The sequence below is a fragment of the Rhodococcus sp. 320_ES genome (genome assembly GCF_059691855.1).
Window position 1 is genome coordinate 748,051 of the sequence record NZ_JCAWAG010000002.1, and the last position, 15,962, is coordinate 764,012.

The window sequence follows — 15,962 nt, forward strand, 5'->3', positions numbered from 1 at the left end:
CGTTCTTCCAGGGGTACAACAGAGGCAAGCCTAACCTCCGTTGCCCTCCCTGCCAACCTCGTCGATCAGACCGATCAGTCTGTGCGCGAACGCCTCCACCGCCCGGCGGTCGACGCCCCCGAGCGGGAACAGCACCTGCGCGAACACCGGTCCGTCGCCGGGCGGTTCGTGGAACGTGAGCGTCAGATCGGACAGTGGTGCGCCCACCGGGATTGGCAGGATTGTTCCCAATGTCGTTCCCGCGCTGCCGAGTTCGGCCTGCTGGTGATGGACGACCGACAGCTGCGGACGCAGAAGCTCCGGCAGTCCCGCCGCGTCCACGATGTCGGCATAGGCCGGGCCGGCGTGGTCGAGAGCGGCGAGAGTGGAGGACCGAACCCCCTGCAGGACGTCGCGAGTAGATGTATCGGTGCGGATCGGGATCAGGTCTCCGAAGCAGCCGACCACGTCGTCGACCTCGTCCGGACCGCGCCCCGACGTCAGAACCGCGATGGGGAGATCGGCACATCCCGTGACCTCGGCCACGGCCATCGCGAACGCCGTGTGCAGCACCATGTAGAGGCTGGTGCCGGTCGCCGCGGCCACCTCGTCGATGCGCCGGTGGCGGTCGGCATCGATGTCGAGAAGTATCGCGTCCGTTCCGGTCACCCGCTGGCCCGTCACCTGCTGGCCAGTCGCCCACGGCAACTCGACTCGGGCGGGCATCCCGCGTAGGGCATCGGACCACCACGGCAACGAATCCGTGTCGACGGAGTCCGCGGCCCACTGCGCGTAGTCGCTGTACTCGACGGGAAGCGCGGGCCACGACGGTACCTCACCGCGCCCTCGTGACTCGTTGGCCCACAACAGGTCCCGAACCAACGGAACGACAGACCATTCGTCGACCGCAAGATAGTGCATGACCAGCAACAGCACCTGCTCGTGGCCGTTGTCGAGGAGTACGACGCGCAGTCCGGTGTGCGTCGTGAGATCGCGTGCCTCCTGCGCGATCTCGAAGGCCCGGCGGCCGATGTCACCGTCGACGTCGACGGTTTCGAGCCGGGTGGTGCCGGTCAGCCGAACACCGCCGTCGACGAACACGGACCGTAGGGGCTCGTGTCGTGCGGCGACGTCGGCGACCGCCGCAGCCAGGACGTCCGCGTCGGGGCGCGGTAGGTCGGCCGAACGGTACAGCGCCAGAGCGTGATCCGCGGACCCGTTCTCTCGACGCAGGTGGGTGACTTGAGCCGGGGCCAGCACTCGGAGATCGGGATGCTCGCGGCGCGCCAGGGTCGGACTCGACGACGTGGTGACCACACGCAGGGCCAGCTCGGCGACCGACGGAGCATCGAAGACGTCCCGCACGGCAACCTCGAGGCCGAGTGCGCGCGCTTTGCCCACCACCTGCATGGCCGCCATGGAGTGACCGCCGAGATCGAAGAAGTTGTCCTCGATCCCCACCGACGGAGCAGCGAGAACGGCCGCGAAGATCCCCGCCAGGAGGCGCTCGGTGTCGGTGCGGGGTTGCGTCGACCCGGTCGAGAACTGTGGCTCGGGGAGCGCGGCGCGGTCGAGCTTTCCGTTCGGAGTCAGCGGCAATCCGTCGAGCACCATGACGATCGACGGAACCATGTAGTCGGGGACGACGTCGGAGACGAAGGCGCGCACGTCGGATCCGTCGAGGTCCTCGACACCGGCGGTGCGCGTCACGTACCCGATCAGCCGCGCGGAGTTGACCACCACCGCAGCCTGATTCACATCCGGGTGCTGCGCGAGAGCGGCGACGACTTCGCCCGGCTCCACTCGGAAACCGCGGATCTTCACCTGATCGTCGACGCGTCCGAGGAAGTCGAGGTTTCCATCGGTACGCCACTGCGCGCGGTCACCCGTGCGGTACATCCGCCCCGGCCGGAACGGGCACGCGACGAACCTGTCGGCGGTGCGCCCCGGCTGCCCGAGGTACCCGCGTGCCAGTCCGCGTCCGCCGATGTACAACTCCCCCGGGACACCGGGCGCCACCGGCTGCAGCCGCGAATCCAGAACGTAGGCATGCTCGTTGGGGTCGGGAACACCGATGGGGACCGGGCCCGTCCAGCCGGGTTCGGCCTGCCACAGGGTGTTGTTCACCGTGGCTTCGGTCAGTCCGTACGCGGCCAGCAGATTCAGATGCTCGCTCCACGTCGCGATCACCGCCGGCGGGACCGCCTCGGTTCCGACGAGGACGGTGCACCCCTCGGGCAGCGCACATCCGGGCGGCAGCGCCGCCATCAAAGACGGCGGAATGATCGCGTGTGTCACGCCGTGCCGGTGCGCGAACTCGGTCAGTTCCGGCCCCGCCACGCGGGCATCGTCGGGGATGATCGCCAGCCGCGACCCGGTGCACAGCGCCATGGACAATTCGAAGACGGCGACGTCGAATCCCGGTGACGCGAACTGCATCACCGTGGACCCATGGTGCAGCCGCATGCGATCCTCCGCGGTTGCCACGAGCGAGCCGATTCCTTCGTGGCTCAGGACAACGCCTTTCGGCCTTCCGGTGGAACCGGAGGTGTAGATGACGTAAGCGGCCAGGTCCAGTGATGCCGGTCGTGCGGGCAGCGTCGGTCGTGATTCCGGGACGGCCTCGGCGTAGATCCGAGGTAGCTCGCTCGGGACCCGGTCCGCCACGGCCTCCGTCGTCACGACCACCGCGGCGCCCGAGTCGGAGAGCATGTAAGAGATGCGCTCGGACGGGTGCTTCAAGTCGAGCGGCAGGTAGGCCGCGCCGAGTTTCAGGACCGCCAGCGTGGCCGCCACCATCAGCGGTGATCGCGGTACCGCAATGCCCACGATCGATTCCGCGCCCACCTGCTCGGCGAGGGCCACGGCGAGAGACGTTGCGTGCGCGTCGAGTTCGGCGTACGTGACGGCGACTGTGTCGTCGACGATCGCAACGGCGTCCGGCGTGGCGGTCACCCAGTATTCGAACCGGTCGATCAGCGACTCCTCCACTACGTCGCGGTCGGTGCGGTTGAACTCGTGCAGAACCTGATCGTGCTCGGCGGGAAGGAACATGTCGATCTCGGCAACGGTGGTCGTCGTGTCGGCGACCACGGCCCCGAGCAACCGTGCCTGCCGCTCGGCGATGGTCTGCGCGGTGGAGCGATCGAACAGGTCTGCCGCGTACTCGAGACGGAGCACGATGCGACCGGTGTCCAGGTACTCCGCGTACCCGAACACCAGATCGAAGATGGCAGTGGTCTGGTCGGTGTTCAGCGGTTCGATGTCGAGGCCGGGCAGTGTCATCGTCTGTTCGGTGCGGTTGTGGTGGCTGACCATGATCTGGAACAACGGGTTTCGCGCCACACTACGCGCCGGCGCCACGGCGTCGACCACCGTTTCGAACGGTACGTCGGCGTGCGCGAAGGCGGCGAGGTCTGTCTCGCGGACACGCGCCAGCAGAGCGTCGAAGGTGGGGTTGTCCGTCACATCGGTCCGCAGCACCACCGTTCCGACGAAGAAGCCGACGAGGTCCTCGACGCCTTCCTCCCCGCGACCGGCGACGGGTGCGCCGAGCGGGATGTCCTGCGCTCCCCCGAGTCTGTTGATGAGCGCAACCGTGGCGGCATGCAACACCATGAAGACGCTGTTGCCCGTGTCCGCCGCGATGCGCCGCACACCGTCGGCCACTGCCGCCGGCAGTTCGTACTCGACGACACCGCCGACGTTGCTGGGCCGTGCCGGCCTCAGGCGGTCTGCCGGAAGCGACACCTCGTCCGGGATCGCGGCCAGCGCTGTGGTCCAGTAGGCGAGCTGCTGCCCGGCCACGGACGACGCGTCGTTCGCGTCGCCGAGCAGATCGCGTTGCCACAGTGCGTAATCGGCGTACTGCACGGGCAGCGGAGCGAACTCCGGTGCGTTGCCCTGCAGCCGCGCACCGTAGGCAGCGACGAGGTCGCGCAGCATCGGCACGTCGGACCATTCGTCCGTCGCGATGTGGTGGACGACGAACACCAGCACGTGCTCGTCGTCGCCGATGCGATGCACCGCAACGCGAATGGGGATGTCACGAGCGAGATCGAATGCTCGGCCCACGAAGTGCTCGATATCGGTGACGTCGCGTTCGACGGCCGGCGTGCGCGCGGTGACGATCTGATGCGGTTCGCCGTCGACCGATCCGAAGACCGTGCGCAACGACTCGTGCCGCATCACCACATCGGCCACGGCCTGCTCGAACGCGTCGAGGTCGAACGCTCCCCGCACGCGCAGGGCGGTGGGAATGATGTACGCCGTGGACGTCTCGTCCAGCTGCTGAATGAGCCACAGACGCTTCTGCGCCGACGACAACGGGACCAGCTCGGGCCGCGTGCGCGGCTCCAGCACGGGGCGTCGATCGGTCGAGGTATGCCGATCGAGGTTCTGCGCCAACGCCTCCGGGGTGGGCGCTTCGAACAGGTCACGGATCGTCACCGGGACGTCGAGAGCGGCGCGGACCCGGCCGACGGCGCGGGTGGCGAGCAACGAGTGGCCACCGAGATCGAAGAAGTTGTCGAGCGCGCCGACGGTCTCGACCTCGAGCACCTGTGCGAACACGTCGCAGATCACGCGCTCGGCCTCGGTGGCGGGTCCGCGTGAGAGCGTCGCTTCGAACTCCGGTGCGGGCAGTGCGGCGACGTCGAGCTTGCCGTTGACCGTCATCGGGAAGCTGTCCACGGCCATCACCACGGTCGGGACCATGTAGTCGGGAAGTGCTGCGGCCGTGGACCGGCGGACGGCAGCGGTATCGAGCTGCGCAGGCGTCACGTACGCCACGATGCGGTTGGCGTCGACGATCACCGCGGCACTGCGCACGCCGTCCACTGCGCCGACAACGGATTCGATCTCGCCGAGCTCGATGCGGTGTCCGCGAATCTTGATCTGATCGTCAGTGCGGCCCAGGTAGTCGTGGTGCCCGGACGGGTTGCGCCGCATCAAATCTCCGGTGCGATACATCCGTTCGCCGTCACCGAGCGGGTCGGCGACGAATCGCACGGCAGTCTGGCCCGGTTGACCCAGGTATCCGCGTGCCGCGCCAGCCCCGGAGACGTAGAGCTCACCGGGAATCCCGTCGGCGACGGGTCGGAGCCATCCGTCGAGGACGGAGGCGGTGGTGTTCCAGATGGGACGTCCGACGGTGGGGGTGGCGCTCTCGTCGGTGCCGCCGCCAAGGGTATTGATCGTGTATTCCGTTGGCCCGTAGAGGTTGTAGCCCAGCACTCCGTCGGTGGTACGGAGAGCGGTCCACACCGCATCGCCGACAGCTTCGCCGCCGAGCAGAACCAGGGCGGGTGGGTAGGCGTCGAGCAAGCCCTGCTCGATCAGGTGCGACGCGTACGTGGGCGTGACGTTGACGACGTCGATCCGGTGAGTGGTGGCGTATCGGACGAGAGCCTCGGCGTCGCGTCGCAGATACTCGTCACAGATGTGCACCTCATGACCTTCGACCAACCACAGCAACTCTTCCCACGACATGTCGAAGGCGAACGACACCGTGTGCGCGATGCGCAACGTGCGCCCGGCTGCGGCCACCACGGGCGCAAAGATGGCCTCGCGGTGGTTGAGCTGCATGTTGGTCAGGCCGAGATACGGGGTGACGACGCCCTTCGGAACTCCCGTCGACCCTGACGTGTAGATCACGTAGGCCGGGTGCAGAAGTCTGTTATGTCCGGGCCGGAACCGGCGCAGCTCGTCGTCGGTGAGCAGTCCCCCGTCACCGGCGGCCGACACCGACACCATGTCGATTCCGGTCGCGGCGAACCGCTCGGGCGCCTCGGTGAGCAGCACGATGGGTGACGCGTCCGCGATGATGGTGTGCAGCCGCGCATCCGGGTGTTCGAGCTCGAGCGGTAGGTACGCCGCACCGGTGCGCAGCACCGCGAACAGCGCGACCACCATGTCTATGGATCGTGGAAGGGCCAGCGCCACCACCGTTTCCGGGGCGGCGCCGCGCCCGATCAACAGTCGCGCCACTTGGTCGATCCGCAGTGACAACTCGCGGTACGTCAGTGCCGTGTCACCGAACACGAGTGCGGTGGCGTCGGGGGTCTCGTTGGCCTTGTCGACGAGGAGCTCGGCGATGGTCCGGTCGGGGATGGTTCGCGCCTCGGTATGCGGCGGCGGGCTCGTGACCAGTGCCGCGGCGGCGGGGGTATCGGCACGTTCGGGGAACGAGGTCAGCAGCTGCACGAACTGCGCCAGCATGTGCTGCACGCGATCGGGATCGAGTGCCTCGGAGCGGTACTCGAACTTGATCGCGGTGCGCGTTCCCGGCGTCACCACCACGGTGAGCGGATAGTTCGTGTGGTCGATGCTCGTTCCGCCGCTGATGTCGTGTGCCGATTCCAGCGCCGACACCGACTTCTCGTCGACGAAATTCTGCAGCACGTAGAGGACGTCGAACAGGGGTCGGTGAGCCGATTCCCGTTGAATGGCAGCCAGACCCAGGAAATCGTGGGCCTGCGCATCGAGGCGCTCGGACTGCAGTCTGCGCGCCAGGGCGGCCACGGTCTCGCGCGGGTCGAGCCGTGCGCGCACGGGAACCGTGGACAGGAACATGCCGGGCGCCGTGTCGAGGCCGGGGACCTCGGGCGGACGGCCGGCGTCGGTGATGCCGAAGACCACGTCGCTTCGTCCGACGGTTGCGCCGATGGTCAGCGCGAGCGCCGCCGACACCACGGCATTCAGGGTGACGCCGGCACCTCGGGCTGCGTCGGTGAGCGCTGCCGTCGTGTCGGCGTCCAGGACGGTGTCGATGCGGTCGGGGTAGCCCACCGGCGGAACCTGTCGTTGCGCAACAAGAGTGGGTTCGTCGAGACCCGCGAACTCCTCGTACCAGAAGCGCCGGGCGGCGGCGGAATCCCGATCACGCAACCACAGCAGGTACTTCTCGAACGCATCCGACGGGGCGGAGGCGGCTGTCGAATCGGCGTACAGCGCCAGCAGTTCACCGATCACCAGTCCGTTGGACCAGCCGTCCCACAGCAGGAACTGGCGGTTGACGACGAGCCTGTCGTGGTCCGGCGCCAACCGGATCACCATGACGCGCCACAGCGGCGGCGATGCGAGATCGAAGGGCGTGGTGCGGTCGCGCAGCATCAGGTCGTCGACGACCGAGTCGGGTGCCCCGATGGCGTCCTCGACCGTGATGGGAACGTCGGCCGTCACCGGCACGAACTGCACCGGCGGAGTTCCGGTGAATCCCGCACGCAGCGCGGGGTGGCGGGTCTGCAACGCGTGCAGAGCTTTTCGCAGCCGCTCGATGTCGACGTGACCCATGTCGAGCGCGAACTGAGCGGTGTAGATGTCGGTGGCGTTGGTGCTCGCCTCGAAGTACAACCCCTCCTGCAGGGGAGTCAGGGGCCACACGGTCTCCACCCCGGTGGGGGCCAGGGCGGCGATGTCGTCCAGCGCATCCTGATCGAGGTCCACCAACGGAACGTCGGACGGACTGATGATGCGGGGACCGTCGAGCGCGGCCAATTCCTGCAGAGCCGCAACCCATTCCCGCGTCAGGATGTCGATGTCGCGCTCGGTCAGGTCGTCGGTGGACCACGCGAAGTCGGCGCGCAGGGCGTCCTCGCACACGACGTTCACGACGAGACGGTAAGAGGCGGCCATGTCTGCGTCGGGATGCGCCTGCACACGGTCGGATTCGGGTGCGGGCATCCAGGCCGTGTCGCCGGCGGCGGGCATGCGGCCCAGGTAGTTGAACAGCACCTGTGAGGGTTCACCGGCCGCGAGAACAGCTGCAGTGCGAGCGTTTCCGTAGCGCAGCATGCCGTAGCCAATACCAGAGTCGGGCGCGTCGCGCAGGCGTTCCTTGACCTCGACGACCGCGGCCAGGGTGTCGCCCCGTCCACGCAGACGTACCGGGACGAACGAGGTGAACCACCCGACCGTACGCGACAGGTCGGCGTCGAGTTCGGTGCGGCCGTGGCGCTCGAGATCGACCAGGACGTCGGCGTCGCGGTCGCGGCCGGTGTGCGCGAACCACCGTGACACCGCGACGCGGAACGCGCCGAGCAGCACGTCGGTGATGTCGCCGCGAATCATCGTCGGCACGGAGGTCAGCAGCGCGCGGGTGGTGTCGGCGTCGACGCTGACCTGTCGGTGGGCGCCGGACCCGATGGCAGCGACCGCGTTGTCGGACGCGACGAGCTGGGCCCCGGGCGCAGTCACCCGCTGCCACAGCGGGAGTTCGGCGATGCGGGCGGGCCGGTGAGCGTCGTCGTCGACGAGTCGACCGAAGGCTTTGAGCGTGGTGCGCTCGGGTTCGAGGACTAGGGTCTGCTTCGAATCGAGTGCGATCCAGGCGGTTGCGAGGTCTTCGGTGAGGATGCTCCACGAGACCCCGTCGACGACGAGGTGGTGCAGCACGAGGAGCAGGCGGCCCGGCTCGTCACCTCGGTCGAACCAGACTGCGACGACGGTGGTGCCCGCCTCGGGGCGGAGTTGGCCTGCTGCCCAGTTGGATTGGGCTTCGATGTCGAGATCGTCGGCCCGCCGGAACACCGGGGCACCGACGGCGGCGGCGTCCACCGTCCAGACCCCTGGCGCGTGCCGGGTCAGCACCGAGCGCAGTGCCGGGTGATTGTCGACGACGGCGCGGACCGCCGATTCGGGTGTCTCGGGGAACGCCGCGGGCGGCACGGTCAACAGGACGGCCTGGTTGAAACGGTCGGTGCTGCCGGACCATTCGGACAGGCGGTGCACGGCGGGCAGAGGCCGAAGCGCGCCGACGCCGTCGTCGGCGATGGTCTCGGCCGTCGGCGCGGTGGGTACGGCCGCGGCCAGAGCCCGAGGCGTCCGCAGTTCGAAGATCTGCCGCGGTGTGAGCGTGATGCCCTGCGCACGAGCCAGATTCACCAGGCGAATCGCGAGGATACTGTCGCCGCCGCGGGCGAAGAAGTCGTCGTCGGGTCCGATGGCAGGGTCGCCGAGGATCTCGCCGAAGTGGGCGGCGATGGTCTGCGCGGGGCCGTCGGCGGACGAGGGCGCGGCCGGGGCCGTCTGCGGGGCGGGGAGCGCGTTCCTGTCCAGCTTGCCGCTGGGTCCGGTGGGGAACGAATCGACTTCCACAATGGTCGTGGGGATCATCAAGTCGGGAAGCCGCTGCGCGAGGAATTGCCGAAGATCTGCGGACGGGTCGGCCGTCAGTGAGGCTCCGACGACGTAGGCGACCAGTTGATCGGTGCCGCGGTCGTTGCGCACCACGACGGCGGCGCGCTCCACCGAATCATGTTCGCGCAGAGCTGCTTCGATCTCGCCGAGCTCGATGCGCATACCGCGGACCTTGACCTGCCCGTCGGCGCGGCCCACGTAGTGCAGCGATTCGTCCCAGACGACGAGGTCGCCGGTGCGGTACATCCGCTCCCCCGGCGCATCGAGTGCGGCCACAAAACGGGTGCTGCTTACCCCGGGGCGGTCGAGGTATCCGCGTGCGAGGGCGGGGCCGGCGAGGTAGAGCTCGCCCACGGTGCCGGGCGCGACGGGGGTGAGGCACGAATCCAGAACCAGCACGCGCACGTTCGAGATGGGCGTACCGATGGTGACCGGTCCGCGAACATCCTGTGCCGCAGTGACGTCGACCGCCGCTTCGGTGGGGCCGTAGAGATTGTCCAGGCGAGTGTGCGGCAGAACCTCGGCGAATCGGCGTGCGGTGGCCGCGGGCAGGGCTTCGCCGCTGCAGACGACGACGCGCAGGCTCGTGCAGTCGGCGGCAAGAGGATCGGCGAGGAAGACGTCCAGCATCGACGGGACGAAGTGCGCCCAGGTGACCGCCTCGTCGCGGATCAGGGTGGCGAGGTAGGTGGTGTCGCGGTGCCCGTCCGGTTCGGCGACCACGAGGGTGGCTCCGGCCGTGAGGGTTCCGAAGAATTCGGTCACGGACACGTCGAAGCTCGACGACGTCTTCTGCAGCACTCGGTCGGACGACGTCAGCGGCGTCGCGTCGTGCATCCACTCGAGCCGGTTGACAATGCCGCGGTGTGTGGCGACGACACCTTTCGGGCGACCGGTCGATCCGGACGTGTAGATAACGTAGGCGGGGTGATCGGGATGGAGCTGTTCTGGCTCAACGGGTGCCGCGGATCCGGTGATGGCCAAGCCCTCACCGATCACGCATACCGGGTTCGCATCGGCGAGCATGAAGTCGATGCGCTCGGACGGGTATCCCGGGTCGATCGGAAGGTACGCGCCACCGGCCTTCACCACCGCGACGAGGGCCACAACGAGGTCCAGGGACCGCGGCATCTGCACGGCCACCACCGATTCCGGTCCGACGCCCCGCGAGCGCAGGTCAGCGGCCAAGTCATCGGCGCGGGCGTGCAGGTCGGCGTACGACAAGGCCGTGCCCTGGAACAGAACTGCGGTGGAGTCGTCGCGGCGCCGGTCGTCGAGCAGGTCGACGAGCGTGCGCTCCGCGCGATCGACGACCTTGCCGCTGTGCGCGAGGTCTGCAGTGCTCAGCGCGATGCGGCCGATCACCGCGTCCGCGGGTGCGGTGAGGATCTTCTGCATACCGGTTGCGAGCGCGTCGGCGGTGTCCGCATCGACGCGGGAGGTGTCGACTGTGAGCTCGATGGTCAACGTGTCGCCGGGGATGACGATGATCGTGATGGGGTAGGCGGGATTTTCGTCGAAGCGGACGCCGGTGATCGAGACGGTGCCGGACGGATCGCTGACCGCGCCCTCGCCGAGCGGGTAGTTCTCGAACACCACGGCCGACTCGAACATCGTTCGCACACCGGTGATCCGAGCAATGTCCGGGAGACCGACGTGGTGATGGGCCAGCAGCCCGCTCTGCTCCCCTTGCCAACGGGCGAGTGCGGCGGCGACGGTCTCGTCGGGGTGGAACCGCAGACGTGCGGGGAGCGTGTTGATGAACAGTCCGACCATGGATTCGATACCGGGCACGTCGACGCCACGACCGGACACGGTGGACCCGAACGTCACGTCGCCGCGGCCGATCATGCGGCCCAGCACGATTCCCCACGCGCCGTGCACGAGAGTGCTGATGGTGAGGCCGGCGGTGCGGGAGCGAGCGATGAGCTCCGCGGTGTCCGTGTCGGTGAGCGACACCGTGCTCGTGTGCGTGCCCGGCCGTGAGGGGCGCCCCGGAAGTGGGGTCTCGTTTAGACCGGCCAGTGCGTCGCGCCAGGCGTCCTGCGATGCCGCGTGGTCCTGTCGCGCAGCCCACTCCGCGTAGCGGGCCGGCGACGGAGCCGCTGGAAGAGCGTCGCTGCCGTAGAGCGAGAGCATGTCGCGCAACATGATCGGAGCCGACCAGCCGTCCGCGACGAGGTGGTGGATCGACTGGAGCAGGGTCCGACTGTCTTCGATGTAGGTGTATCGGACGAGCGGGGCCGATTCGAGGTCGAACGCGACCTGTCGGTCCGAGCGCATGAGCTCGTCCGGATCACCGGTGGCCAGAACGGTGAACGGAACCGTCGCGGACGGAGCGATCACCTGCACCACCCGGCCGTTGCCGAGTGCCCGGAACGCGGTGCGCAGAGCGGGATGTCGGGCGACCAGCCGTTCCGCTGCGATGCGCAACGTATCGGGATCGACGGGGCCGGAGAGTTGGATGGCCTGCTGCACGATGTAGGGGTCGTTGCCGTCGGCGATCGTGCTGTGGAAGTGGATACCCTCCTGCAGCGCGGTCATGGGGAGGATGTCCTCGGCGTCGAGATTTTCGACGTCTGCTGCAGTCAGCTCCACGAACGGGAAGTCACTGGGCGAGAGCACGACCCGGCTCGGCGGAGTCGCGAGTGCGTCGGTCCAGAGTTCGGCGAAGCGGTCGACGTCGGCGCGGGTCAGCACCGTGCGCGCCCACCTGATCGTGGTACGCAATCCCTCGTCCGTGGCGATCACGTCGATGGTGAGTGCGTGGTCGGCGGGCATCGCGGGGTCGTTGCCGCCGCTGAACTCGGCGCCGACTGCGTCCATACGGCCGAGATAGTTGAAGAGGACCTGCGGGCCGGACCAGGTCGACAGAACGGGGTCGCGGTGCAGGTGCCGCGCGATGCCGAAGCCGAAACCGCCGGACGGGATCGCCTTGATGCGGTCCTTCAATGCGGCCAGGGCGTGCGAGGTGTCGCTACCGGGTTGCAGGACAACGGGATAGATGGTGGTGAACCACCCGACGGTGCGCGTCAGATCCACGCGAGCAGCGACGAGGTCTTCGTCGCGGCCGTGGCCTTCGACGTCGACGGTGATCCGTGTCCGACCGAGCCACGCGCCGAGGGCTCGCTCCAACGCGGCCAGCAGAACGGTGTCCGGTCCGGTACGGAACGCGTCGGCCGTCGCGGTCAGGGTGTCGGGAGCAGTCACGGTGAGCGACTCGACGTCGGCCTCGGTGGCGTCGAGAACGCCGGACCCGATGGGTTCTTCGGTGTGCGAGGCGATCTCGCGCCAGTAGTCGAGCTCGGAATCGACGTCGACTGCGGCCACCAGCTCCGCCCAGCGTCGCACCGACGTTCCTACTGGAGGTAGTGCGGCTCCGGACAGTGCGGCGGCCAGGTCACCGAGAAGAATGCGCCAGGAGACACCGTCGACGACGAGGTGGTGGACGGCCAACGCGAGGCGGCCGCCCGAGAGCGAGCCGGCGACCATGACGCCGGCGTGCGCGTCGAGACGGGTCACGGGATCGACTGCGGTGTCGGCGATCACGTCGGTGACCACGCGGTCGGTGATCTCGAGGTGCCAGCTGTCGGTCAGCCGCGCGCGCAGAGCATCGTGACGCTCGAGCACGGCATTCAGCGCGGTGTTGAGGGTGGAGAGGTCATCGGTGGTGTCCAGCACGACGGACTGGTGGAATCCCGTGACGAAGCCTCCACGGCCGCGAGTGCGGGCCATGATCGGCGTGTGGGGAACCTCGCCGTACGGCTCGTCCGCCTCGTCCACCGTTGTAGCGCTGCGAGTTTTGAGGGTTGCGGCAATGGCCTCGGCCGTGCGCAGGGTGAACACGTCACGGGCACCGAGATCGAACCCCTGTCGGCGAGCTGCGCCGACCAGCGCTATGGCGACGATGCTGTCCCCGCCGAGGGAGAAGAAATCGTCGGTCACGCCGATCTCGCTCACCCCGAGGACCGATGCCATCATCTCGCACACGGTGCGTTCGAGATCGGTGCGCGCGGCCACTCCCTCGCCGCTGAGGACCGGTTCAGGCAGAGCCTTTCGATCGAGCTTCCCGTTTGCGGTCACCGGGAAGCTGTCGAGGACGACGTACGCGGTCGGGACCATGTACTCGGGCAGGACGGACGCTGCGTGGGCCTGGAGGGTGGAGACGTCCAGGGGCCCGTCCGGAATGACATAGGCAGCCAGGTATTTGACGCCGGTGTCGGTCACGCGGAGATCGACGGCGGCGTGCCGGACCTGCGGGTGCGACGACACCCCTGCCTCGACGTCTTCCAGTTCGAGGCGCATGCCCCGGATCTTGATCTGGTTGTCGATACGCCCCAGGAAGTCCAGGGTGCCGTCGGGCATCCAGCGTGCGAGGTCCCCTGTGCGGTAGAGGCGGGAGCCGCCGGATCCGAACGGGTTGGCGACGAAGCGATTCGAGGTCAGTGCGGGTGCGCCGACGTACCCGCGGCCGAGCAGGAATCCGCCCGCGTACAGCTCGCCGCCGACGCCGGCCGGGACCGGCCGCAGACGCGAATCGAGAACGTAGAGCTGCGTGTTGGGGTTGGGCCGGCCGATGGAGGTCGCGATACGGTCGGCATCGTCGCGGTAGACGACGTGCGAGACGCCGATGGTGGCCTCGGCGGGGCCGTACCCGTGATAGAGCGTGGCCGCCATCTGGGAGCGGAAACGGCGGAACAGCGCGGGCGTCAGAACCTCACCGCCGCACCACACGTGGATCAATCCATCCAGCCGGTCGGTGCCGCGCGCGAGGTCGAGGAGCACGTCCAGCATCGACGACACCAGATAGACGAAGGTGACGCCGTGCTCGGCGATGGTGTCGAGGAGATACTGCGGGTCCTTCTCGCCGCCGTCGTCCGCGATCACCACCGTGCCGCCCGTGACGAGCGGCAGCAGGATCTCGTTGACCGAGATGTCGAACGACAGCGGCGCTTTGAACAACGTGGCGTCCCCGGGTCCGAAGCCCAGGATCTCCTCCGCCTGCCACCGCAGACGCGCGCAGATGGCCTCGTGGCGGATCATCGCGCCCTTCGGCGTGCCCGTGGAACCGGAGGTGAAGATGACGTACGCCAGACGCGATCCCTCGATCGTCGACGACGGCAACGTGTCCGAATACGACGAGTACGCCCAGTCGTCCAGGTCCAGCGGCATACCGTCCCCACCGAGCACGAACCGAGCGCGCGACTCCTCGAGCACCCGACGGCGCCGATCCTGCGGCCACGACGGATCCAGCGGCACGAACGCACCGCCCGCCACCATTGCGGCGAGCACGCCGACCACCATCTCCGGCGAGCGAGGAACCGAAATGGCCACCACGCCTTCGGGTGTCAAGCCCGCCCCGAGAAGAGCGTGAGCCAACTGGGCGACGTGAGAGGCCAGTTGTCGGTAGGTGAGTGTCCGCCCGGAAGCCCGGACGGCAATAGCGTCGGGGGTGCGGGGGAGTTGTGCGGCGAAGAGCTCGGGGATGGATTCGGACCGGGTCGGAGCGGCGGTGTCGTTCCACGTCTCGAGTATCAACGTGCGCTCGTCGGCGGGCATCGTCGTCAACGAGGACAGGGAGCGGTCGGGGCGCTCGACGATCTGCTCGAGAACGAAAGCGAGTCGGCGACGATGATCGGCCAGTTCGGCCTCGACACCGGCGTTGGCGCGCAGGTCGAACACCAGCGATTCACCGTCGTGCCCACCGGTGAGGGTGAAGTCGATGTCGTGCACGGGACCGGTGTGCAGGGTCAGCATCTTGGCCGGGCTGCCGCCGAAGGTGTTGGCCGTGGCCAACATCAGAACGTTGATGCCCGGACCGAAGACGCGTCGTTCGGGGTCCGCCTCGGACACCGCGCGCGCGAGATCCTCGCCGCGGTACCGCCCGTGGCGGACCAGACCGACCAGAGCCGCTTCGACGGCTCGGCCGACGTCGGCGAGAGTCATCGACGGCGAGAGTGGCACGCGCACAGGCAGAATGGTCGACGCCATCGACGGGGTCGAGCGAGCGAGCCGACCGACTCGCGCGGTGGTGGGGAACGACAGGACGATGTCGTACCGTCCGGTGGCCGCCGAGATGTACGACACCAGGGCGGCAACCGCGATACGTGTTCGCCGCAGATTCTCACGAGAACCGTACTCGTACAACCGGTTCGCACTCTCGAAGTTCAGCTCGTACCGCTCGAGGATCGACTCGCCGGTCACCGGGACATCCGGCACGAGCATGGCCGGTTCGGGTTGATCGAGCACTCGCCCGAGCCAGTACGCCTGATCCTTCGCGAAGGCCGGCGACTCACGGTATGCCTTGTCGGCATCGATCAGAGGCGCCAACGACCAAGCGAGGGGCCTGGATTCGATGTCGTTGTCGTACCGGTACCGCACCTCCTCGAAGATCAGGGAGACGCCGTACCCGTCGATGACGCTGTGGTGGTAGCGCTGGTACCAGTAGTGACGCTCGTCGTCGAGTCGCAGAACGGCCTGCGCGAACAGTCGGCCGGAGGGGTCGGGTGCAGTGGTGCGATCGGCTTCCATCCAGGCGTGCGCGGCGGCCGTCGGATCGGACTCGGCGGAGAGGTCGACGAATTCGACCTCCCATTCCTCACGCTGGAGGTACTGCACCTCGGCGTCGAGGTCGAACCGCATGTGGACCGTCTCGGCGTCGTCGACCGTGCTGTGCACGACGCGTCGCACCCGCTCGATGTCGAGCGGTCCCGTCACCTCGATGATCAGGGTGATGTTGTAGAGCGATGCCGACGGCGACAGCGCATGCGCAACCCAGACCTCTGTCTGAGCAGCGGTCAGCGCGAGGGTGGTGCGAGTCGGCATCGAGATCCGTTCGTCGGGGG

The 15,962-nt window shown here is 68.1% G+C and carries 1 protein-coding gene; it reads right to left on the reverse strand.

The genetic code is table 11. The features are described from left to right. Positions 1–30: 30 nt before the first annotated feature. Positions 31–15,942, reverse strand: a complete 15,912-nt coding sequence (locus AC59JP_RS10265; protein ID WP_497325635.1) for an amino acid adenylation domain-containing protein — start codon at positions 15,940–15,942, stop codon at positions 31–33. Positions 15,943–15,962 lie beyond the last annotated feature (20 nt).